This window comes from Leptothermofonsia sp. ETS-13 (genome assembly GCF_049200465.1).
Classification (GTDB): domain Bacteria; phylum Cyanobacteriota; class Cyanobacteriia; order Leptolyngbyales; family Leptolyngbyaceae; genus Leptothermofonsia.
The window spans coordinates 2,581,504-2,604,304 of record NZ_CP120836.1; the positions used below are offsets into that span (position 1 = coordinate 2,581,504).

Sequence of the window (22,801 nt, forward strand, 5' to 3'; positions counted from 1 at the left end):
GCAATGCGGCTGTTAAGGTCTGTGATAGCCCACTCAATCCAACCAGCGAGTATTCTAAACATCTCTCTAAACGGGTGTTAAAGAAAACGGATTAATTTCTTGGATGGGTGATTTTAGCTCTACGATTAGCGCATTGATAAAGCTCATTTGATGATTAGTCAGGGACATAACTATCATGGTGAATTTGAAGAAAAACATGGTGAATTTGAAGAAAAAAACTTCCGTTATTCCTCTGGCCGTTCTGCTTACCTTGGCGGCTGCTCCCAAATTTCAACTCCAACAATTATTAGAAGCTTCGATTACTCAACCAGCTCTGGCTCAAACGGCTGCTCCCAGTTCTTTTCCAATGCCTGAGACCGTTGCCAAAGGAACGAAGGTTGCGATTGACGGTTCCAGCAGTATGGAAACTATTAATGAAGCGTTGAAACGGAGCTTTGAGAAACAGTTTCCAGGGACTGATATTCGGATTGCCAGTGAAGGAACGGATGCGGCATTACAAGCTCTACGGGAGGGCAAAATTGACCTGGTGGCGATCGGGCGTCCATTAACTGCCGCAGAAAAGGCAGAGGGACTGGTTGCAGTACCCATTTCTCGTAACAAAATTGCGATTATTGTTGGACCTGACAGTCCATTTAATGGCAGCCTGACGATTGAGCAATTTGCCAGAATTTTCCGGGGTGAAATCACAGACTGGTCACAGGTTGGTGGGGCAAAGGGACCCGTTCGGCTTGTTGATCGCCCCGAAAGCAGTGATACCCGTCAGGCATTTCTCAACTATCCCGTTTTTCCAAAAGCTCCTTTTGAGACGGGTGTCAATGCAGTTCAAGTGGCAGAAGACAAGACTTCGGCGGTAATTGAGAAACTGGGTACCGATGGCGTTGGTTATGCCATTGCCGATCAGGTGATTGACCAACCCGAAGTTCGGGTTGTCCAGATGCACAAGACCCTGCCTACGGATCCCCGCTATCCCTTTTCCCAACCCCTGTCCTATGTTTATAAGGGACCCAGTCCCAACCCCGGTGTGCAGGCGTTCCTGGGTTATGCGCTGACTCCTGAAAGTCAGCGAGTTGTTGAGCAGGCCAGGAGCGAGGCGGCAAAGACTTCTGAAGAAGCGGCAACGGCTCCTGAGCCGACTGGGGTTGCCCCTGCCCCCGAAACTGCCGTGGTTCTGCCTGCGCCCGTCGCTGCTAAACCTTCCTGGGCACCTTTATGGTGGCTGCTGCTGCCATTGCTGGGGTTACCTCTGCTGTTGTGGTGGGCATTGGGCCGGGGAGCGCGGCGATCGCCCACGGAGCGCCCCAGCCGGATTATTCTGACCCCACGCAACTGCCGGGATGCTTACGCCTATTGGGAACTGTCAGAGGATGATAAGAAGAAGTACCAGAAATATGGCAAGAAGCAGGCCCTGCGGCTTTACGACGTGACAGATATTAACCTGGATTACCAGCAACCCCACAGCGTTCAGCGGTTTGAGTGCGATTATCAGCAGCAACGGGATATGCACCTACCAATTGAGGTGGACAATCGGGATTACCTGGTTGAACTGGGCTTTATCAATTCCAAGGATGAATGGGTGAGCCTGGCCAGGTCTGAGCACGTCCGGGTGCCTCAATGCAGCCCCGTGGCGACTCCCCCCATAACTGAGACGGTGGTGAAAGGGATGACTCCGGCAATGTCACGGGTAACCGCAGCGGGAGCAGCAGCGGCAACTGTAGCAGCCGGGCGCACTATGGTGGCGGGCGATCGCGTTGCTACTCCTGAGCCAGTCCACGAAACCAGGTATGATAGCCGGATTATTCTGACCCCACGCAATTCCGCTGATGCCTATGCCTATTGGGAAGTATCCGATGAACACAAGACAGATCTGCAACGGCAGGGAGGCCAGAATCTGATGTTGCGCCTTTACGATGTCACAGACATCAACAGCGACTATCAGGAACCCCATGCTATGTATGAGTTTGAGTGTGATGAACTGGATAATGACCGTCATTTGCCGATCCGATCTAGCGATCGCGACTACCTGGTTGAGCTGGGTTATACCACCGCTGACGGTCGTTGGCTACGGCTGGCTCGTTCTAACTCCGTTCGGGTGGCATCGGAAAAAACCCGTTCCTCCCTCTAAAGTTGGGTAATCCTATATTTTAATCACTCCCGCTCCTCCGCTCCTCTACCCTTCCGCGCCCCCACTCTCACGTCCTGGCCCTATCAGCTACACCTGCTATCAGTTGGTCAGCCTCAAATCTGTTCAACTTTCATTCCGCAAATATTAGGAGACATTACAATCATGGGACTCTTTTACGAAGTACTCAGTGCAATTAACAATCCCAATCAACAAGCCAGCATTGACCAGCTCAGTTCATTATCTGGCTCTGTACAACAACTTGCCAACCAGCATGGAATTGATAACAATACGATGCAAACGGTGTTATCAGCGTTAGGAGGGGCTCTTAGTCCTGTACTACGCCAACAGGCAGGTAGTCAGTCGCTTGAAGGAATGCTAGGTCAGCTCGCTGGTGGCAACTTTGCAGGAACTGGCGGCAATTTTAATCCCTCATCGCTGGTGTCCTTAATTCCACCTCAGTTCCAGGAACAGATTATTCAAACAGTGGCTCAGAAAACTGGCCTGAGTGCTGGAATGCTTCAGGGGCTGCTACCTGCCTTGCTTCCCATTGTGATGAACTTCCTGAATATGGGGAAAAGTACCTCCGGTGGACAGGGTGCAAATCCGCTCTTGAATGCTTTTCTGGATAGCGATCGCGACGGTGACACCGACCTGGGCGATGTCATGAAATTCGCCAACCGCTTCCTGAATGCTCAATACCAGCCAGCTTAAGTGATAAAAGAATGAATGGGAGATGTGATGGAGGAATGGGTTGACGCCCCTTCCCATTCCTCCAGCCATCCCCTTCTTTCACCTGGCGCTGACACCTTATGAACAACTAACAACTTAAAAAGGAGCCTAGAAGCAGGCTCCTTTTTTGCGTGTAGCAAAGTATAGCTGTTGCCAGGTTGCTTAGGACATTGGCTCTAAAGGGGGCGTGGAGGCTTCACCCCCAGCCAGGGGTTCCACCTCTGCACCCTATCCTCAGCCTGGTGGCTATAGCTATAAGTTGACAATGCCTAGTTAAAGTGACCCCGGAAAATAGAATCAACAATGCCGAAGTTGGCTAGCAGCAGGTAAGCTGTAAACGCGCCACCCATTGCACCAATGAGGAATCCTCCCGTGAATTGGCTCCAACCTTCTGCGGTTTGCAGGGCTTCATTGGAACGACCGGGGGCTCCACCAGAAGATTGCACAGCGGTTGCTGCGTTCGATCCTTCCTCACCAAAGGTGGCAAGCCCGTAGGCAGAAAGGCATGCGGTAGCGATCAAAATGAGAGCAATGCCTGAAATGAGGCCACCTAATGCGGCGTGGTCTGAGTCACGCAGGGGACCCAGCTTAACCCAGGGGCCAATGATGAAATAACCGTGTGCCAGACCAATTTCTAGTCCGCGCAGGATGGGAGAGAGCCCCTTCCGATAGGCTGGAAGGTTTCCGATAAATGTTCTAGTAAAAGCAGAATCACTAATGGGAGTTGACAGATTTCCGCTGAAGGGATCGCCCTTGAAGGGTTGAATAAGTTCTGCATTTCTAGGATCAGACATGCTTAATTGTCCTTATCTATCTAGGGGTATGCGAAGAATTGAGACTAATTCTACGCCCAGGGAGGGACGCTCCGTAACAAGAGATGTTCAACCGTTAGAAAAGTTAATGAGGAAAGGGGGATGGAGGGGTGAAGGGGAGAAGAAAGAAGGAAGAAGAAAGAAGGAAGAAGAAAGAAGCCAGGAGTCAGGAGTCAGGAGTCAGGGATTAGGGAGGAGGTGTTCTAGAAACGGGGCTCTGACTCCTCGAAACCCTGATTCCCTCGACCCCCTTTCCAGGATTACCACAAAAAAATTGACAAACCCGAACTCAAAACTGTCCTGACCCCATTACTTCCCTACTCCCTCACTCCCCCTCCACCCTTTCACCCCTTTTCCACCCCTCACCCCCTTCTAACCACTAACAACCAACTACTAACGACTTCCCCCTGTCACTCCAGCTCTACTGTCTGCAATTTGCTGCCGGAGTGATTCGGTGAGGGAAATCAGGGAGGATTGGGCGATCGCTTCCTGTTTGCCCGTTGCCAGCCACTTGAGTTGAACGGTTTGGGTTTCGGCTTCGGCATCACCCAGGATGAAACAGGCCGCTGCACCGCTGCGATCAGCCCGTTTGAACTGTTTGCCAAAGGCACTGCCGCTTAAATCCAGCTCTACACTAAATCCTCGTTGACGCAGAGTTTGAGCCAGCACCAGGGCCTGAGCTTCTGCTGGCTCGCCTCTAGAAACCACGTAAAAATCGATGTTTTCAGGGGTAACAGGCTGTAGCTGTTGCAGAAGTAGAATCAGACGTTCTAGGCCGATCGCCCAACCCACTGCCGGGGTATCAGGTCCACCCAGTTGGGCCACCAAACCGTCATAGCGCCCACCTGCACAAACGGTTGCCTGAGCCCCCAAATCATCGGACTGAATTTCGAACACAGTGTGAGTATAGTAATCCAACCCCCGCACCAGACGAGGATTGACTTCGTAGGGAATTCCGAGACTGGTTAGTTGTTGCTGCACCTGCTCAAAGCGGGTTTTGGAATCTGGGTTGAGGTAGTCCAGAATACTGGGGGCTGCCTGCAAAATTTCCTGGGTGCGTTCGTCCTTACTGTCCAAAATTCGGAGGGGATTCCGGGTCAGGCGATCCTGGGAGTCGGGGTCAAGCTCACTCTTGAAGGGGGTGAGGTAAGCAATCAGGGCTTCGCGGTAGTTCTGGCGATCTTCAGAGTCACCAATTGAGTTGAGGTTGAGGTGCAGATTTTTCAGTCCCAAAGTTTGCAGAATTTGGGTGGCGATCGCAATCACCTCCGTATCGGCCCTGGGAGAGGGGCTACCCAATACTTCAACTCCAATCTGGTGAAACTGTCGCTGCCGCCCTGCCTGGGGACGTTCGTAGCGAAACATGGGCCCGCCGTACCAGAGTCGCTGCACCCCACCCTGGGCCGCCAACCCATGCTCAATAAATGCCCGAACAACCCCCGCAGTTCCTTCAGGACGAAGGGTGATAGAGCGATTTCCCCGGTCTTTGAAGGTATACATCTCTTTCCCAACCACATCCGTAGCTTCCCCAATCCCTCGCTCAAACAAAGACGTTTGTTCGAAAATGGGTGTGCGGATTTCCTGATAGGCGGCTCTGCTCAGAATATCGTGGGCAACCGACTCTACCTTCTGCCAGTAACCAATCTCTTCTGGCAGAATGTCCCGTGTTCCCCGTAGCGCTTGAATGGAACCCATGCTTTTTTATTCAACCGTTTCCCAGGCACCGTAGCGATCGCTATAGTACGCTAAAATCTGCTGCACCTGTACATGACAGAACGTATCTGCATCATCAGGCAGATGAATCCGCAAACTATCAATTTGACTGAGAGCATAGTCAAACTGCCGAGACTGCTGGGGAAGCAGCTCGATTTCGACCCCATCAACCTGGCAGAGGTGAGCTGCCACCTCACGATAAACCGCCAGAGGCAAATGTGCCCACCGAATTCGATACTTCACCGAGTTCTCCAAAGCAGCCTGAATCGTAAATAAGCAGTCTAGAAAAAACTGCAACCCCCAGCCACTTCTGACACTCTTAAAATGGTTGCCAAACTTGGGCCGCAGTCTTTTAGTAGTTTGTCAGTTTTAATCTTGTACCTCAGGATTGAGTAAGAGTGGTTATTTTGTGAATTTTCAACTCACAAAATAAGTCTTGACAGACCACTAGCCCGAAGTTGCCTCTTTGTTAACGTTGACATTGGGCAAGGGGCAGCAATTCACATCATCCAGACAGACCTTACCCCACTGCAATGCCCACCGCACCAAGGCAACCCGGTTCTCAGTCTCTGTCTTAGTCAGAATATTACTGATATGGTTATCAACGGTACGCTTGCTAATTTCCAACTTTTCGGCAATTTCCTGGTTGGTCAAGCCAGCGGCTACCAGTTCAATAACTTGCAGTTCCCGATCCGAAAGTGGACCCTGCGCCTGAAAATCGCCACCAGCCATACGATTCCTTGCTTGTGTATATCTACTTACTTCACTCCATTGTAGGGGCAACTTGGCAAAAATACTCACGGCTGGATAGATTTGATGGGCAAGTTTTAGGGAGAAATCTGGGAGTAGTTAATCGTTAGTTGTTAAAAAAGGGTGGAGGGGTGGAGGGGGAGTGAGGGAGTGAGGGAGTAAGAGAGTAGGAAAGTAGTGGGGTCAGGACAGTTTTGAGTTCGAGTTTGTCATTTTTTTTTTGGTAATCCTGGAAAGGGGGTCGAGGGAATCAGGGTTTCGAGGAGTCAGGGCCCCGTTTCTAGAACACCCTCTTCTGAATTGCTCCAATACCTGATCCCTAGCCCCCAGTTCCTAATCCCCGACTCCTGGCTCCTGCCTTCTGGCTTCTTCCCTCTTCCTAGCCCCTCCTCCTTTCGCGTTCTACTTCCAAGGCCAAGTTCCATGACTATTCAAAAATCTTCTAGCATTTGGATGTATAAGCCCTGGTGGTGCCAGCCCTGGTCTATTGTGTTGACAGGTAGTGCCCTGATTGGCGGGTGCTGGCTACTGCTGAAAATGATTTGGTTGACAGTGCTGGTGGCAATTCCTGTCCTGATGTGGATGGGTTTCTTTTTGCTGGTGTACCCACGGCTGATTCAGGAAAGTGGTTTGCTGGAAGAGTTGGCACGGGGAGATGAATGACTGTTTGTTTGATGTTCAGGGACACCGGGGAGCGCGGGGTTTGCGCCCGGAAAATACGCTGGCAGCATTTGAATACGCGATCGCCCTGGGTGTAACCACCCTGGAGATGGACACTGGCATCTCTAAAGACGGGGTAGTGGTCGTTTGTCACGATTCGTTCATTAATCCATTACTGTGCCTGGATTCAAAGGGCGATCGCCTTCCTCTTTCCCCACAACGGCTGATCAAAGATTTAAGCGTGGCAGAAATTCAGGCGTTTGACTGTGGTAGCTTAAATCCTGATCCAGTCCGGTTTCCCCACCAGCAGGCAGTCCCCGGTGCTAGAATTCCCACCTTACAGCAGGTCTTCGATTTGGCAGAAGCCCGCAATTCCCAAATTCGCTACAACATTGAGAGCAAGGTCAATCCCCTGAAGCCCAATGAAACCGCCAGTCCAGCAGTTTTTGCTGAAAAATTAGTGGATTTGATCGTGCAAAATAATCTGGTTGAACGGGCAACGATTCAGTCCTTTGACTGGCGGGTTTTACGAGAAGCCAGGCGGCTCCAGCCAGCCATTCAAACCTCGGCACTGGTGGTACACAGTCACACAACCAGTACCCTCAAGGGGGCTAAGGGGGCCTCCCCATTTCTGGCCGGGTTAGATTTTGAATCCTGTGGGGGAAACATGGCAGCCCTACTTCAGTCAACAGGGTTTGTAGACATTTACTCCCCCAATTTTGAAACCCTCCTACCCGAATCCCCTACCTTTCTTCAAGCTGTTTCAGAGGTACAGGCGGCAGGGTTTAAGGTCATTCCCTGGACAGTGAATGAGCCAGCCATCATGCAACAGTTCATTCACCTGAACGTAGACGGGCTCATTACAGATTTTCCCAATGTACTACTGGACATGATTCAGCAAGGTGGATGAGTGGATGGATAGATGAGTGGGAGCGTGGATGAGTGGATGAGCCCCCCTCCACCCATCCGCCCATCCCCTCACCCTTCACTCAGCTAACAACTATAGCTATCGCCAGGTTGCTTAGCCTCAGTTTGGCCTTTACCGTCGGCGCAGGAGTGGGGAGTGCAAAGCCCTCCCCCAATCCCTCTTCCCCAGGGCCGACCAATCCCAATCCTTCAACGATTATTGGCACACCTCAAAAACCAGACCAGGCAAAACCTAAAACTGTAGGTTGGTGTACTACAGTGTAGGTTGGCGTACTACAGCAAAGGGCTGTAAAAGATTAAAAGCGGCCTGTGGAGATGCCGGGTATGACTACAAACCCTCAAACCCGCAAGGCACAAAAGGAATTTGTCAAACTAAAGGACAGGTTAGTGGGATTGACTCACTGGCAATTATACCCAATGATTCCCATGCCGCCTTCTGTAGGGATAAGGTGCTTTGCCAGAAACTAAAAGCGAGATGCCATGGGAGCGCCTGGTCACAGAATGGACTAATTCAGAAGTGTTCTGATTAGAGCCGCAAAGTCTGAGGCGGTTTTGGCACAAGTCCCCCGACTGTTGAAAGGAGTTGGGGATTTTGTGTTTATTGTGTGGGCAATAAAAATTGAAACAGTAAATGTATACCCAAATCCGGTTAAATAACCATCACATTGCACGTAGGAGCGAACGGCGGTTTGCCACGAATTATATAGCTCTACGCGGGTGCGTTAGGACATTGGAATTAGAGAGGGAGTGGGGGTTTTGCCCCCAGCCAGGGGTTCTACCCCTGCACCCCGTCCTAACTATAATGACTACCGCTATAGCAGTCATAAATCAGTTGTGAGATGGAGAGGCTTTGTGAGAAGGAGTTCCTGCGGATCTCCTTCAATCCAAATAGGATTGCTATAGCGTTCACAAATAGTTTGTGAACATAGTTTGTGAACAAGGGGGGCTTCGCCCCCACGCAGGGGTTCCACCCTTGCACCCCGTTCAAATTTCAAGAAGGATCGCTATATCAAAGCGAGTTTCACTTCATGCCTTCTTTCCAGAGAAAGTAAAGATCCGTTAATCTAAAGTCGGTAGTTCTATTTGGAGGGAATGAAGAATCATCGGGGGATGATGAGATGACGGGATGGTGAGCATTTCTTAGCCTCCCACTCTTTCCATCCTTTCCTTGCAGGACTACCCTAAAGTCTATCTACGCTCTTAAACTAATCTCTTCAAGGAAATCTAAAAAGAAATCTAAGAAACTGGAGTTTTCATGAACCAGCCCTCTGTCAGCCTGCTCCGTGCGCAATCCTACGATCGCGCCTCCCTCCGCGAATCTCTGGAAACTCTATTAGAGCCATTAGGAGGGATGGTAGCCTTTGTGAAACCGGGCGATCGCGTGTTGCTGAAGCCTAACCTGCTGACGGGGGCACGTCCCGGAAAGGAATGCGTAACCCGGCCGGAAATTGTTTACTGCGTCGCCCAGATGGTGCAAGAAGCGGGAGGAAAACCATTCCTGGGAGACGGTCCTGCGTTTGGGAGTGCCCGGGGAGTGGCAAAGGCTAATGGCTATCTACCCCTGACAGAAGCTTTGAATCTACCCATTGTTGAGTTTCACGGCAAACGCTATGAAACGGTTAGCGACGAGTTTAACCATCTACTGTTGTCGAAGGAAGCAATGGATGCTGATGTGGTGATTAACCTGCCAAAGGTGAAATCCCACGTGCAGCTAACAATGACTCTAGGTGTGAAAAATCTGTTTGGTTGTGTACCCGGTAAGATGAAAGCTTGGTGGCACCTAGAGGCAGGGAAAGACCGCGATCGCTTTGGCACCATGCTGGTTGAAACAGCACGGGCCATTGATCCAGACTTGACGATTCTAGATGGCATTGTGGGACACGAAGGAAATGGGCCGAGTGGTGGCTATCCCCGTCAACTTAGCTTGCTGGCTGCTTCTGCTAATGTTTTTGCCCTGGATCGAGCCGTTTTAGACATCCTCAATGTCGATCCCACAATCGTTCCTACGGTGATGGCCTCTCAGCGAATGGGCTTATGTCCTGAACTAAATCATATTCACTTCCCCCATTTGCACCCGTCAGAATTGCAAATCAGTGACTGGCAGCTTCCCACAAACTTAGTACCTATCGATTTTGGGCTTCCTCGCATCTTTCGGTCTACCTTCAAGCACCTGTATATCCGATTTATTAAAGAACCAATTCAGGCATATGCTGGCCGTTGATCCCCAGTCTCAGTGTATTAGGTGACGGGGTGATAGGGGGATAGGGTAACAGGAGATAGGGGGATGGGTAACTTCTCTGCTTCCCGTTTCCCTACTCCTCTACTCTCCCAGCCGGCGTTGCTGAATTTGGGTATGAAATAGGTGCTGTATGCTCGAAACTTCGTTTTGATTCATACTGCTTTTCAGCAACGCCCTCCCAGCCCCCTCCAGTACTCCATTACTCCACCGCACAACTGATGTAGAAATTCTGCCACGACCCAAAGAATCTTCTGCTACCCGAAATCACTCTTAAAGAAGAAAAATTAAGATTGCTTCAAATCTGGTGATTGGCTCTACTTCCCACCGATGGAGCGATCCCCAGAATCGCAGATGAAATGTAAATCAAGTTATGAATCAGATAGTTAAGCGATTTGTAACTCTTGTTTCAACTTGTGTGTTCGCTGACTATGCTTAGCTAGATTGGCTATGGTTGACCCTAGAAAGGTATGAATTGTCATTTGTCCCTAGTCCTGGAAGAGGTTGCATGTCACCATTGATGCTGCGCCAACTCTGGTCCCTGGTAGAAACCACCCAATCCAACATCCTGCTGAACCTGGATGACCCCAGTTTGGTGCAATGGTTGTTGAGACAGCTTAAAAACCAGCGATCGCTCGATCACGAAGAAATAGCTATTTTTGGCACCTACATCCGTTCCAGATTGCCATTAATCCGGGATCTGGCAAGGAGCCGGTTAGTAGTTCACTCTTAGCGACTCCTAAGCAAATGCCGAAGAGCCAAAGTCAGGTGGAACATCCTGCCACCGCCCCGGACCAACAGCTCGTAACGCTTCCTTTAAGGAAATATCACCTGTATAGAGCGCACGCCCAACAATCGCCCCTGTTACCCCTAGCGGTTCCAGTGCCAGCAAATTGAACAGATCGGTCAACGAACTGACTCCACCGGATGCGATTACCGGCACATTGATGTTGCTTGCCAGCTCCCGCAGGGCTTCCAGATTCGGTCCTTGAAGAGTGCCATCCCGATGGATGTCGGTGTAAATAATCGCCGTAACCCCACAAGCTGCCATCTGTTGGGCCAACTCCGTTGCCATCACCTCAGAGGTTTCCAACCAGCCCCGCGTCGCCACCTTGCCATTACGAGCATCAATCCCGACCACAATCTGTTCTGGAAATTCTTCGCAGAGTTGACTCACTAGGTCTGGCTGCTCAACGGCAACGGTACCCAGAATGATCCGTCGCACACCCAGATTGAGGAGATCGACAACACTCTGGCGATCGCGCAACCCACCCCCCACCTGCACGGGTACATCTACCGCGCGGGCGATCGCCTCAATCGCCGATAAATTGACCGGGTGCCCGGCTTTTGCTCCGTCCAGATCCACGACGTGTAACCAGGTAGCTCCCTCCGCTGCCCATTGGCGGGCAACAGCCACTGGATTTTCATCAAATGTTTGCGCCTGGTCATAATTTCCCTGGTAGAGCCTGACACAGCGCCCTTCCAGTAAATCGATCGCGGGAATGACATGCATAATTTCTTTGCGATGAATAGCGGTAATCTTCCCTGCTTCCTATTGAAGATTGAAACAGGTTGAAGCAGGTTAAGCAACGTAACGCTCAAAACAAAAGAAAGCTTACTGTTTTAGACCAAATCAGCTGTGAATCCTATAATCGGGAACAGTCTTGACTCGACGATACCAGGGGGCGTTATTTCAATGAATATTTTGGTCGAAAATTTGTTTCGAGACCAGGACTGTCGGAAACTGCCAATTCCCAGTTTTTTTGTTAAAAGTACAGCCCCCTCTAATGTCGAAGATGACAGTCCAAATATTAAAGACGAAGATCAGCCCACAATTCACAATATCGTAGAACTGCTCTATCAAAACGCAAAATCTGGGGTGAAAGATTCGGGACTGGTGATCGCAATTCACGGATACAACACCGGGACAGATTTGGCTACCGATGGGGTGCGAGAATTCTGGTACAAGCCCCTCAGTACCTATATAAACCAGGATCCATTGATTCAAAAAAAAGAGGCTGGATCGATTTTTCTTGGCTATCGCTGGCCCTCAGAAAGTCTGCAAAAGAAAACAATTCGAAAGGAAGCCCGAAAAGCACTTCCAATTCTACTAAGCATTCTGCTTTATGGAGGGATCTTTGCCACTATTCTTTTTTTGGTCCTGGCTGGTTTAACCCATTCCCCCATCGCAGTCGCTTTAATGATCATCAGCGTCATTAGCTTCTCAGTGGTACTGACTCTTTATTTATTGAGAATTTCTGTTTACTTTCGAGATGCTTACCGGGCCAGCATCTATGGAGTGTCAGACTTAGTTGAACTGATCCGACAAATTGATCAGGGACTCATCGAAAAAACAGTCAGCGAAACCCTTTCCGATCAGGCCCTTTATGAAAGGATCAATAGTAGGATTCCTGAAATTCAAGCGATCGCCCCATCCGATGTAATGGATAGTTTCAGTGCAATCAGAAATACTCTTTCCAGATATCCGGATCTCAATATCGATTCAGAAGATTTCCGGTTTCAGCAGTTCTTTAAGCGGCTTCGGAAAGATGTTTCACCTGAGATTGGAAATGAACTGCTCAAACAAATTCTTGAACGGTTAGTTTTAATTGAAAGCCTAGAACTGGATGCGGCTCAACGTTACTGGCAAAATCATTTAATCAAACTTTCATTCATTGGTCACAGCATGGGTGGGCACGTCACCACTCAGGTAATTCGAATTTTGTCAGATGTTTTTGACCCGCGATCGGTTGGAAGACTTGGGGAAGATCACATTTCAAAAACCCCTTCTTCAAGACTGGGCCGTGTCTTCCGCCTGGGACGGTTAATTCTGGTCGCTCCGGACATTCCTCTGCTCACCATTACCTCAGGGCGCACCAATTTTTTACGTTCGGCCTTACGCCGGTTTGAGGAAGCCTATCTGTTCAGCAACGAAGGAGATCTGGCTCTCAGGATTGCCTCCACTGCTGCAAATTATTTCTCTTTCCCGGCACGGAGTCGAACTCAGGGCTACCGACTCGGTAATTTAACCGTGACCTCAAAGCGCATTACCCTCTCTAAATCAAAGAAGGTTAAGCCCATTTATGGCATCGTTAATTTGGAAGAGCTTCCCGATCCGACCAGCCATCTTTTGCCCTATCTGGAAGTCAACGTTTTAAGCAAAGATCAGAATCAGCGTCTGGATCCGGCAAGCCAGTGGCAAGAGCGGAAGAAGAGCGATGAAGCGGTGGCAAGTGTTCAGGAAGATAAGGAATCGATCGCCGATCTATTCACCTACTTCGACTGCACTGAGTATCGGGACAGGCTAGAACCCCAGGGAAAAGAGTCCTACGTTCTGCTGTTGGATGGGCAGCGATCGCCCCTCAAATTCCTGGGCTACCTACGTTTATTTATGGCCTTTGCTACTGGTAAACGAGATGTACATGGCGGCTACTTTCAAGGACCTTTCGCTAAGCTCTTAATCTACCGTCTGGCTTTCATCGGTTTTCAGGGATTACTGGATTCTCTACCTCAAACTGCGCCTGAAACCCTGGGTATCTCAACCCCACTTCCTGAGGATTTGAGCGCAGAACTAATGAAGATTCAAACGTCCTCCTCCCCTGGCACCCCAGACGAAGTATCTTCAAAGACTCCGCTTTTAGATGAGCCCAGTTACCAGACTCCCCTACAAAAGAAGCGACTGGTAGCTTTGCAATATTTCTCATGGGTATGTGCTCAGAAGCAAATTCAGGTGGCAATTTCTCCAGAACGGTATCAGGTAGATATTCTGGGACGCTATCGAGAGGACGTGCGAGAGTACATTCTTCTACAAAAGGCAGAATGGGCGTCAATTCCTCAGGCACCTACCGCAAATGACTATGTTGGCTAAAAAGCTATGTTGGCTAAAAAGAAAGAACAAAGAGGAAAGAGAAAAGAACCGTTCTGCGTTTGGACTCTTGTAAGTAGGTGGTCATCATTAATTGGTAAGGGGGGAGTGGGGGCTGCGCCCCCAGGTAGGAGGTGAAATCCCCTCCACCCCCGAAATTATCTTTGAATTTAATCGCGCCTGGCTACTTACTTAGATGGAAAGAGTGATTTCCATCAAGTCGTGATGTGGTCAGCTGTGATAAAAGTTACAAAACCTGAATTTTAAGATTTGCTGCTAAATATTTTGTTTCTTTAAAGTTGCGGAATTCACTGATATTGAATCATGCAAGAGGTAACAATCTAGACACAGGTTTGGGTTTTGAGTTCTCAATTCTGAGTTTCGTGAAGGTTATAGGTTATGGGCAATGGGCAATGGGCAGTAGGGTGAGGGGTAGATGGGTGAGGGGGTTAATAAGCAGTTGTTAGTTTTTGGTTGTTAGCTATTAGCGTTTCATGAGTAACTCCTCGTCTGTGCATAATCATAATTTATTAAATGGGATAAATAATGAGGCGGCGCATCAGTCTGAAGAAGACAAGACGATTGTGCCTGCCATTCCTTATCACATCTGGTATAGCCGGGGAAAAATGCTGACTCAGCAGGGGCACTTTGAAGCAGCACTCACCAGTTTTGACATCGCCTTAAAGCACCAGTCTAATCTTCATCAAATCTGGACTTATCGCGGAATTGTGCTGGCTTATTTAAAGCACTATGAGGCTGCCCTGTTAAGTTTTAACAAAGCCCTGGAACTGGCTCCTGATAATCGTGAAATTTGGATCTTTCGCGGTGCTGTTTTGACCTACCTCAACCGTCGGCGTGAGGCGCTCAACAGCTATAACATTGCCCTCAGTATCCAACAGTGCGGCTTCACGGTTTGTGAGGACTACCCAACCACATGGATGCCCAATCCGATTGTAGAGAAAGGGAGGGAGTTGAAAGAGTCATCTTAAGGCTAGATTGCATATACCATATAGCAACCGCCAGGAAAACTAAGGCAAGTAATGTTGCTTTAAAGGGGATGAATTGCACTTTTCATCTCCAGTAGTCTGCCAAGCAGATTTTGAAGGGTTTGCAACCCTTCGCCCCCTAAATTGGTTTTTCCGGGTTTAGATAACCGGGCAAAGTTTCTTTGGTGAACCACTAGTAAGTAGATGGCCATAATTAACTGTAAGAAGGAGGAGTGGGGGCTTCGCCCTCAGGCAGGGGGTTTCACCCCCTCCACCCCCAAAATTGTTGTTAATTTAATTGTGCCTGGCTACTTACAGCAAAACGAAAGTTTGTTGGGGGGCAGGGGTTCCACCCCTGCTTGGGGGCGAAGCTCCAAACCCCTATGTTGCAAAATTTAGGGTTTGCAACACTAGCACCTGACACCTGGCACCTGCTATGGCGATCAAGCTGGAGGATTAGGAAATGGCTGCTTCCTCACCGCGCTTTCCAGATATCCAGACCCATTGGGCAAAAAACTTTATCGAAGAGCTGGCGCAACGTGGAATTGTGCACGGTTTTGAAGATCAAACCTTTCGCCCAAATCGGGCTGTCACCAGAGCTGAGTTTGCGGCTTTGCTACAGGCGGCCTTTCCTCGCACAGGTGGCCGTCAGTATGTGCCATTTGTGGATGTGCCTACTCATCATTGGGCGCTAAAGGCTATTCGCTGGGCCTATGAAACGGGTTTCTTATCGGGTTATCCGGGACGGCAGTTTCGCCCGAATGAGTCGATTCCACGGGTGCAAGCTCTGGTGTCGCTTGTGAGTGGTCTTGGTTTCTCATCATTGGGTCAGGTTCCCCTCGCCACCCTGTATCAGGACAGTGCCCAGATTCCAAAGTGGGCTATGGGGGCGATCGCCGCTGCTAGCGAAGCCGGAATCGTGGTCAACTATCCTTCCTTACAACAGTTGAAACCGTTACAGGCAGCAACCCGTGCTGAAGTGGCGGCATTTATTTATCAATGTCTGGTGAGTTTGGAGCAAGCCCCTGCCATTGCTTCTGACTACATCGTGCGATGGATACAGACGGTAATAGTTGGGCATCAGCGAGAATTTCGCGGCGTGTGGGTGGCGAGTGTCTGGAATGTAGACTTTCCCTCAAAGCAGGGACTCTCCAGTGAACAACAGCAGGCAGAACTGATTGCCATTCTGGATCAGATGCAGGCCATGAACCTGAATGCCTTGATTTTGCAAGTCAGACCAGAGGGCGATGCGCTTTATGCTTCTCAGTTTGAGCCGTGGAGTCACTGGCTGACAGGAACTCAAGGCAAGGCACCGGGGTACGATCCGCTAGAGTTTGCGATCGCCCAGTGTCACCAGCGCAACATTGAGCTACATGCCTGGTTCAACCCCTACCGTGCCAGTGCCTCTCAGCGAACAGTGAATGTTTTCCCCCATATTGCTGTCACCAATCCGGAGGTCGTCTACCCCTGGGGTAATCAGCGCTGGATGGATCCGGGGGCGAAGATTGTGCAAGATCGGGCATATAACGTCATTATTGATGTGCTACGCCGGTACGATGTCGATGGCATTCATCTAGATGATTACTTTTATCCCTATCCGATCGCTGGCAAAACCTTTCCCGATGACAAAACCTATCAGGCTTACCGTGCCAGCGGTGGTACCCTTTCCCTGGCAGACTGGCGGAGAGAAAACGTCAACCAATTAATTCAGCGCCTCGCCACCCGCATTCGGGCGGAAAAACCCCATGTCAAGTTTGGCATCAGCCCCTTTGGTATTTACCGACCCGGTCAGCCAGAACAGATTCGCGGGTTAGATGCTTACGACCAGCTTTATGCTGACTCGTTGAAATGGTTACAACAGGGCTGGGTTGACTACCTTGCCCCCCAACTGTACTGGCGAATTGATCCACCAGCTCAAAGCTACCCAGTATTACTGAAATGGTGGGCAGATAACAATCCTAAACAACGTCACCTTTACCCTGGCAACAACCTGGCCCAACTGGATGGGCGAGGCTGGGAACTGACCGAAATTGAACGACAAGTTGATATTACCCGCAGTTTGAACTCCCAACGGGTTCTGGGGAACATTTTCTTCAGCATGAATGCGTTTATTGAGAATCGCCAGGGGATTCGCGATCGCTTCAAAATTACAACCTATCGTGCCCCTGCCCTGGCTCCTGTGGTGCCCTGGCTAAAGGCAACTCCTCCCCCTCTGCCGCAACGGGTTCAGGTGCAAAACGGCAGGCTTACCTGGAAACCAGCCAGTTCAGCCATTCGCAGTTGGACCCTGTATCGCCAGGATGGTGAACAATGGACACTGCTTCGGGTTCTACCGGCCACCATCACGGCGGTAACGGTTGGTACCGGAATCTACGCTATTTGTAGTGTTAACCGACTCTCCCAGGAAAGCACCGGAGTGGTTGTGTCAGCATAGGAACGAGGCAGAGAATGCAGGTCAAGTGACAGGATTAAAACTGGCAGATGCTAATTGAGGGAATCGTTACGCTGCTGCTGGGCTGGTTTGCGTTTCGTTGGGGTGTCCGGTTTGGGCGCTTTTTGCTGCGCAAGGGAGCAACCGCAAATGACCTGTTTAAGGGAAAGACAGCCCTCTCTCTCCTGTTTCTGGGGTTATACATTGGACTTGTTGTTCTCGCGTTGAACGTGCCCCAGATGCAGGTTTTGCCATTGCAATGGCGAATTTATGGCATGCAGGTTACCTGGACTATTTTGCGCGTGGTGCTGTTGGGCTTCTGTGGCCTGGCGTTTATTGTGAGTTGGAAGACGGCGCGATCGCAGGTCATTGCCGTTGCTCTGTTGGGCCTGCTTGGATTGGCTGGATTCACCGCCGCAGAAGCCTATTTTCTCGCCCCCATCTATCCAGAGCTGAATGACAACTTACAGGCGAATGGCGTGTTCAAACAAACGTCCATGAGCAGTTGTGCCCCCTCAGCCCTGGCAACTGTCCTGCGCCGCTGGAATATTAGTGCAACAGAGTCAAGTGTTGCCAGGCTGGCTGGCACCAGTCGCCTGGGGACTTCCATGCCCCAATTAATTCAGGCTGCTCGTGCCCTGGGAATGGATGGAATTGAACTTTCCCCAACCTGGGAGCAGATGCAGCGGATCAATCGCCCCGGTGTGCTGGGAGTTTGGTTAATAGATGGTCCGCGGAAGTTGCCCCACGCCGTGGCGCTGCTGGCCATGAATGACCAGTTGATGGCGATCGGTGACCCGTCCCGTGGCAAAATCTATGTCCTGGATCGGGCTCAGTTCGCCGAAGTCTGGCGTCAGGAGTATGTTCCCATCTTTCGCCGGGGCGAGACAGCGATTACCCAAACCCAGGCAATGGATTACTTGAAACAATCTGGCTTTGCAAACCAGACTCCCCAGGGCTTTAAACAGGCACTCCAGCAGTTTCAACAGGCAGTGGGCATTCAACCAACGGGTTATCTGGATAATCAAACTACCCTGTTGCTGATGGGCCCTTCTTTAAAAGGGGTGCCAACCTTGAAGGAGTATCAGGTCAGTCGTTAGTGACGATATGATTGTTTTTCAGGTGCATCTGAGTCTGGCGGATCATTGACTTCTGCCTATCTACCCTTCTACTTCACGAGCGTAGAGCTTCTGCTATCGCTGAATCTTGCGTTTGCTTAGAAAGGTCTAATGTAGACTGATATAACTAGTGTTGCAAACCCTTAATTTTGCAACATGGGGGTTTGGGGGCTTCGCTCCCAAGCAGGGGTTCCACCCCTACACCCCCCAACAAAACTTTCGTTTTGCTGTACTAGGATTCACTACGACAGACTGTAAGGGTGCGATCGCAACCAGATCGGTGGCAATTTCTCATTGAGCAATGACTTTTCCAGTTTGCTGGGGAAAAAGGGCATAAGCTACTCTTTCACCTTATTCAATATTGCTGGATTATTGATTTCGTCTCACTGATAAGCGCCGTTTATCGTTAACTTTCCAGGAGAGCCGGACAATTTCCGATTTGTGGTTTTAGCAGCTAAACTTCCAAACCGTTCTCTTCTAAAAACATCTAGATAATCTTCTAAAAACATCTAGATAAACTTTAGTAAATACGGTCTGGTAGGTGAATACTAACTGTTACGTCACCCGGGTGCGTAGATATGACCTTTTGCCTTAATCCGGATTGTCAGCAGCCCCAAAATACTGATGATACAGAGTACTGTCTCAGTTGTGGCTCAAAGCTCACTCCTCTTCTGAGAGGACGCTATCGGGTTGTCCGGCTCACGGGTCAGGGAGGGTTTGGCAGAACGTACCTGGCAGAAGACGAAGACCGACTGAAAGCCCCTTGCATTGTGAAACAGTTTTCTCCCCAGATTCAGGGAACCAAATCGCTGGAGAAGGCCATTCAACTCTTTGGGCAGGAAGCGGTACGACTGCACGAATTGGGAGAACATCCCCAGATTCCCACTCTACTTGCTTACTTTGAACAAGATAAGCGCCTTTACCTGGTGCAGCAGTTTATTGAAGGGCAAACCCTGGCTCAAGAGATGAGTCAACAGGGTCCTTTTAATGAACAAAAAATCCGTGAGGTGTTGGCTGGTGTACTACCTATCCTTAAGTTTATTCATGATAAACAAGTCATTCACCGCGACATCACCCCTTCTAACATCATTCGCCGCAAATCGGATAACAAGCTGGTGCTGATTGATTTTGGCGTTGCTAAGCTGTTGTCTGCCGAAACCGCTGCCCAGCCCGGCACCAAGATTGGTACAGAAGGTTACGCCCCTATGGAACAATTACGCAGCGGCAAAGCTTTCCCTGCCAGCGATCTGTATAGTCTGGGTGCAACCTGTCTTTATTTAATGACCCAGATGAAGCCCGATGATCTGTACGATCCACTAGAAGGGCGCTGGCTCTGGCGTGAGCAACTAAAACTGAAGGGGCAAAGCCTCAGCGAACCGATTGGGCAGATTCTGGACAAGATGTTGAAGGATCTAGTGGGCGATCGCTACCAGTCTGCCGACGCTGTCATGAAAGATTTGAGGACGGCGTTATCTCGTCCACTGACAGCCGCTTCTGCTGGAGCTGTTGCTTCCCGGATGGCAGGGTCTGCTCCCAGTTCGACAACCTCCACTCCTCGCCTATCAGGGCAGCCAGCCGTTCCCAGTCAACCTCTACCCCCTTCCGGTACACCCTCCAGACCCCCTACCTTCGGGCAATCACCAGGGGCGAGATCCCTCCCTTCTAAGCCCCCCATCTCCGGTTCCCAGAACCGTCGCTGCCTGCATACTTTGAGCGGACACTCTAGCTGGGTGATGGCCGTTGCAATGAGTCCTGATGGATGGGCGATCGCCAGTGGTGGTCTGGATAACATCATTCGGATCTGGAACCGAGAAACAGGTGAACTTCTGGAAACCCTATCCGGACATAGTCGCCCCATCAACTGCCTCACCATTAGCCCTGATAGTCAGGTCCTGGTCAGTTGCAGTGATGATGACACTGTCAAGGTTTGGGAACTGGCCAGTGGTAAGCTGTTGCTCAATCTCAAAGGGCACACGCGAGATGTCAATTCGGTAGTCATCAGTGCTGATGGCAAACTCCTTGCCAGCGGCAGTGAAGATCGCACCATTATCCTCTGGCAGCTAGCAACGGGTGAAGCGTTAAAAACTTTCCAGGGATTGGCAGGCATGATCCGCTCGGTTGCTCTCAGCCCTGATGGTCAAATCCTGGCCAGTGGTGGGCTGGACAATCAAATCAAACTCTGGAGCTTGAAGACGGGTGGGCAAATTCGCACCTTTGCCAAAGGACACTTTAGTGCGGTCAATGCTGTTGTCATCACTCCTGACAGCAAAATGCTGGTCAGCGGCAGCAAGGATAAAACAATTAAAGTGTGGGACATGGCGAAGGGGGAAGTTCTGCGGGTTCTGGCGGGACATACGGATTCGGTGAATGCGATCGCCCTGGCCCCCAATGGCAAACTCTTAGCCAGCGGCAGCAGCGATTCCACCATCCGCATCTGGAATCTAGACACTGGCGAACTCCGGTTTACGTTAAATGACCATACCAGTGCTGTCAACTCGCTTGCTTTTAGCGCCAACGGCCAGTACTTGGTCAGCGCCAGTTCAGACGGTACCGTCAAAGTGTGGCAGTTGATGTGATTCCACTCATCCACCGGCTATCAATATTTGTGTAATAAACCCCTGGAGTGAGGCGAGAGAGGGGCAATTCTGGGTAGGCTAGAGGATAACCCCTCACCACTAGACCCATGAACGCTGATGCTGCCCAATACTCGTTTGATAAGCTCCATTACTTCTTTAGAAAAGCTGACTACGCCCGCTGGCATCGGCAGGAAAGTAAGCGTCACATTCTGCGATCGCAATTAGGGTTTGGGGACATTACTCCCTCTCGCCCGAAAGCCTGTGTCGGTTGTATCCATTATCATGGAGTTGCCTACGGCTACAGCCGAGAAGCCAGAACCACCCTGATTTGTGGCTATCACCCCTATGGATGGGAGAACGAAGGCAACTGTCCTGACTGGCAAGATACTATACCAGACGACAAGTGTTAGTAGTTATTTCACCCCTTCACCCTCCACTCCCTTTGCTGTTCCCTTTCGTCTCCTGACTCCTGACTCCTCCCTAATACAGCCAACTCAATCTCTGGCACACCCCTCGCCCATCCAAAATCTAAAGAAAATGTAAGATTCTTGAGTCATTAGGGTGAGACGGTTACTATGAATCCTTTAACTCCACTACTGATATGCATTCTGTTCTTGCTGGGAGCGAGTGAACTTGCACTAGCAGTCAAGAAAGGAGTTCCAGGGCGACGAGTTGGTGGGGGTACACGCTACGAACTACCGAAACAATCGGTATTTACTTTGATTCAAAGGGGTGTGAAGAGTGAGGTATTAGGAGCAGGAAATCAGAAATCAGGAGCCAGAAGCCAGAAGTGGGATAATTACAAAGGCTCCTGAAATTCCGGATTTCCTGCGGGTCTTCCCAGGCTTTAAATTAGAAAGGTAGTGATGGCTGCATCACAAGCATGCAAACTGGGTTTGCCTTGATTGCAAGCTTGGTTATGCTGCTTCTACACCTTTCATGAATTTGAGTTGAATCTATGAAGTCTTACCTGGCTGCTGCTCTGCAAATGACGAGTCTGCCCGATCTTAAAAAGAACCTGGTGCAGGCAGAAGAGTTAATCGATTTAGCGGTGCGGCAGGGAGCAGAATTGGTTACGCTACCCGAAAATTTTTCTTTTCTAGGTGAAGAACAGGAAAAACTGGTTCACGCAGAGGCGATCGCCCAAGCCAGTGAAAAATTCTTGAAAACGATGGCGCAGCGCTTCCAGATTACGATTTTGGGTGGCGGTTTTCCGGTTCCCGTAGGCAATGGAAAAGTCTACAATACTGCTCTGCTGGTAGGTCCGAATGGAGAAGAACTTGCTCGTTACGAAAAAGTTCATCTGTTTGATGTCAACTTGCCCGATGGCAACACCTACGAAGAGTCGAGTACGGTTCTGGCAGGCATGCGAATGCCACCTGTTTACCCCTCCAAAGAACTCGGAAACCTGGGACTGTCAGTCTGCTATGATGTGCGATTTCCTGAACTTTACCGCCATCTGTCACAGATGGGAGCTGAGGTCTTGTTTGTTCCAGCGGCCTTTACGGCTTATACCGGAAAAGACCACTGGCAGGTGCTTCTACAAGCTCGCGCCATTGAGAATACTTGCTATGTGATCGCTCCTGCCCAGACCGGGCGACACTACAGCATGCGCCAGACCCACGGACATGCAATGATTGTTGACCCGTGGGGAGCCGTGCTGGCAGATGCTGGAGATCAACCCGGAGCGGCGATCGCCGCTATTGAGCCTTCTCGACTGGAACAGGTTCGCCGACAGATGCCATCCCTTCAACATCGAGTTTTTGTCTAGAAATCGCCCGGTTGGATGTTTCCGTTAAAGGGTAGGTTTTATCACACTGAACTTAATCTGCTGTAACAAACCTTGTACAGTGGATAGGATGTCAGTTGCACAATG

General features: G+C 50.1%; 19 protein-coding genes. 14 read left to right on the forward strand and 5 right to left on the reverse strand.

The genetic code is table 11. The annotated features are described in order from the left end of the window. The first annotated feature begins 175 nt into the window (after nucleotides 1-175). Nucleotides 176-2,122: a DUF4912 domain-containing protein gene (locus tag P4D80_RS11655; RefSeq protein WP_421659311.1), complete on the forward strand. Its 1,947-nt coding sequence runs from the start codon at nucleotides 176-178 to the stop codon at nucleotides 2,120-2,122. Between the two features lie 162 nt (nucleotides 2,123-2,284). Further along, nucleotides 2,285-2,833, forward strand: a complete 549-nt coding sequence (locus P4D80_RS11660) for a DUF937 domain-containing protein (RefSeq protein WP_421659312.1) — start codon at nucleotides 2,285-2,287, stop codon at nucleotides 2,831-2,833. Nucleotides 2,834-3,120: 287 nt separating this feature from the next. Here the strand turns inward: P4D80_RS11660 and P4D80_RS11665 are convergent, their stop codons facing one another. From P4D80_RS11665 to P4D80_RS11680, 4 genes are all read right to left on the reverse strand, one after another. Then, nucleotides 3,121-3,645, reverse strand: a complete 525-nt coding sequence (locus P4D80_RS11665) for a photosystem I reaction center protein subunit XI (RefSeq protein ID WP_421659313.1) — start codon at nucleotides 3,643-3,645, stop codon at nucleotides 3,121-3,123. A 411-nt stretch (nucleotides 3,646-4,056) separates the two neighbouring features. Next, nucleotides 4,057-5,358 carry a histidine--tRNA ligase gene (gene hisS / locus P4D80_RS11670; RefSeq protein WP_421659314.1) on the reverse strand — a complete coding sequence of 434 codons (1,302 nt, stop codon included), beginning with the start codon at nucleotides 5,356-5,358 and terminating at the stop codon, nucleotides 4,057-4,059. Between the two features lie 6 nt (nucleotides 5,359-5,364). Continuing rightward, nucleotides 5,365-5,673, reverse strand: coding sequence for a hypothetical protein (locus P4D80_RS11675; RefSeq protein WP_421659315.1), 309 nt, complete (start codon nucleotides 5,671-5,673; stop codon nucleotides 5,365-5,367). A gap of 150 nt (nucleotides 5,674-5,823) precedes the next feature. Next, nucleotides 5,824-6,108 carry a helix-turn-helix domain-containing protein gene (locus P4D80_RS11680; protein WP_421659316.1) on the reverse strand — a complete coding sequence of 95 codons (285 nt, stop codon included), beginning with the start codon at nucleotides 6,106-6,108 and terminating at the stop codon, nucleotides 5,824-5,826. A gap of 441 nt (nucleotides 6,109-6,549) precedes the next feature. Between P4D80_RS11680 and P4D80_RS11685 the strand changes: the two genes are divergently transcribed. From P4D80_RS11685 to P4D80_RS11705, 5 genes are all read left to right on the forward strand, one after another. After that, on the forward strand, nucleotides 6,550-6,789 hold the full coding sequence (locus P4D80_RS11685; RefSeq protein WP_421659317.1) for a DUF6737 family protein: 240 nt from the start codon (nucleotides 6,550-6,552) through the stop codon (nucleotides 6,787-6,789). Further along, nucleotides 6,782-7,696, forward strand: coding sequence for a glycerophosphodiester phosphodiesterase (locus P4D80_RS11690; protein WP_421659318.1), 915 nt, complete (start codon nucleotides 6,782-6,784; stop codon nucleotides 7,694-7,696). Before P4D80_RS11685 ends, P4D80_RS11690 begins: the two co-directional genes overlap by 8 nt. A gap of 32 nt (nucleotides 7,697-7,728) precedes the next feature. Next, the gene (locus P4D80_RS11695; RefSeq protein WP_421659319.1) at nucleotides 7,729-7,977 is read left to right on the forward strand and encodes a hypothetical protein; all 249 of its coding nucleotides are present in this window, start codon (nucleotides 7,729-7,731) and stop codon (nucleotides 7,975-7,977) included. A gap of 991 nt (nucleotides 7,978-8,968) precedes the next feature. Then, entirely contained in the window at nucleotides 8,969-9,934 is a 966-nt protein-coding gene (locus P4D80_RS11700; RefSeq protein ID WP_421659320.1) for a DUF362 domain-containing protein, read from the forward strand. Nucleotides 9,935-10,457: 523 nt separating this feature from the next. After that, the gene (locus tag P4D80_RS11705) at nucleotides 10,458-10,682 is read left to right on the forward strand and encodes a hypothetical protein (protein WP_421659321.1); all 225 of its coding nucleotides are present in this window, start codon (nucleotides 10,458-10,460) and stop codon (nucleotides 10,680-10,682) included. Between the two features lie 6 nt (nucleotides 10,683-10,688). Here P4D80_RS11705 and hisA read toward each other — a convergent pair whose 3' ends face one another. Further along, nucleotides 10,689-11,462 carry a 1-(5-phosphoribosyl)-5-[(5-phosphoribosylamino)methylideneamino]imidazole-4-carboxamide isomerase gene (gene hisA, locus P4D80_RS11710; RefSeq protein ID WP_421659322.1) on the reverse strand — a complete coding sequence of 258 codons (774 nt, stop codon included), beginning with the start codon at nucleotides 11,460-11,462 and terminating at the stop codon, nucleotides 10,689-10,691. Nucleotides 11,463-11,645: 183 nt separating this feature from the next. Between hisA and P4D80_RS11715 the strand changes: the two genes are divergently transcribed. The 7 genes from P4D80_RS11715 to P4D80_RS11745 all read left to right on the forward strand — a co-directional run bounded on the left by P4D80_RS11715 (nucleotide 11,646) and on the right by P4D80_RS11745 (nucleotide 22,696). After that, entirely contained in the window at nucleotides 11,646-13,817 is a 2,172-nt protein-coding gene (locus P4D80_RS11715) for a hypothetical protein (protein ID WP_421659323.1), read from the forward strand. A 491-nt stretch (nucleotides 13,818-14,308) separates the two neighbouring features. Next, entirely contained in the window at nucleotides 14,309-14,803 is a 495-nt protein-coding gene (locus tag P4D80_RS11720) for a tetratricopeptide repeat protein (protein WP_421659324.1), read from the forward strand. A gap of 460 nt (nucleotides 14,804-15,263) precedes the next feature. Beyond that, entirely contained in the window at nucleotides 15,264-17,234 is a 1,971-nt protein-coding gene (locus P4D80_RS11725) for a glycoside hydrolase family 10 protein (RefSeq protein WP_421659325.1), read from the forward strand. 47 nt (nucleotides 17,235-17,281) lie between these two features. Continuing rightward, complete coding sequence (locus P4D80_RS11730) at nucleotides 17,282-18,331, forward strand: cysteine peptidase family C39 domain-containing protein (protein WP_421659326.1); 1,050 nt, start codon at nucleotides 17,282-17,284, stop codon at nucleotides 18,329-18,331. 596 nt (nucleotides 18,332-18,927) lie between these two features. Beyond that, nucleotides 18,928-20,925: a protein kinase domain-containing protein gene (locus tag P4D80_RS11735; RefSeq protein WP_421659327.1), complete on the forward strand. Its 1,998-nt coding sequence runs from the start codon at nucleotides 18,928-18,930 to the stop codon at nucleotides 20,923-20,925. Between the two features lie 107 nt (nucleotides 20,926-21,032). After that, the gene (locus tag P4D80_RS11740) at nucleotides 21,033-21,335 is read left to right on the forward strand and encodes a hypothetical protein (RefSeq protein ID WP_421659328.1); all 303 of its coding nucleotides are present in this window, start codon (nucleotides 21,033-21,035) and stop codon (nucleotides 21,333-21,335) included. Nucleotides 21,336-21,883: 548 nt separating this feature from the next. Beyond that, nucleotides 21,884-22,696, forward strand: coding sequence for a carbon-nitrogen hydrolase family protein (locus P4D80_RS11745; RefSeq protein WP_421659329.1), 813 nt, complete (start codon nucleotides 21,884-21,886; stop codon nucleotides 22,694-22,696). The last annotated feature ends 105 nt before the right edge of the window (nucleotides 22,697-22,801 follow it).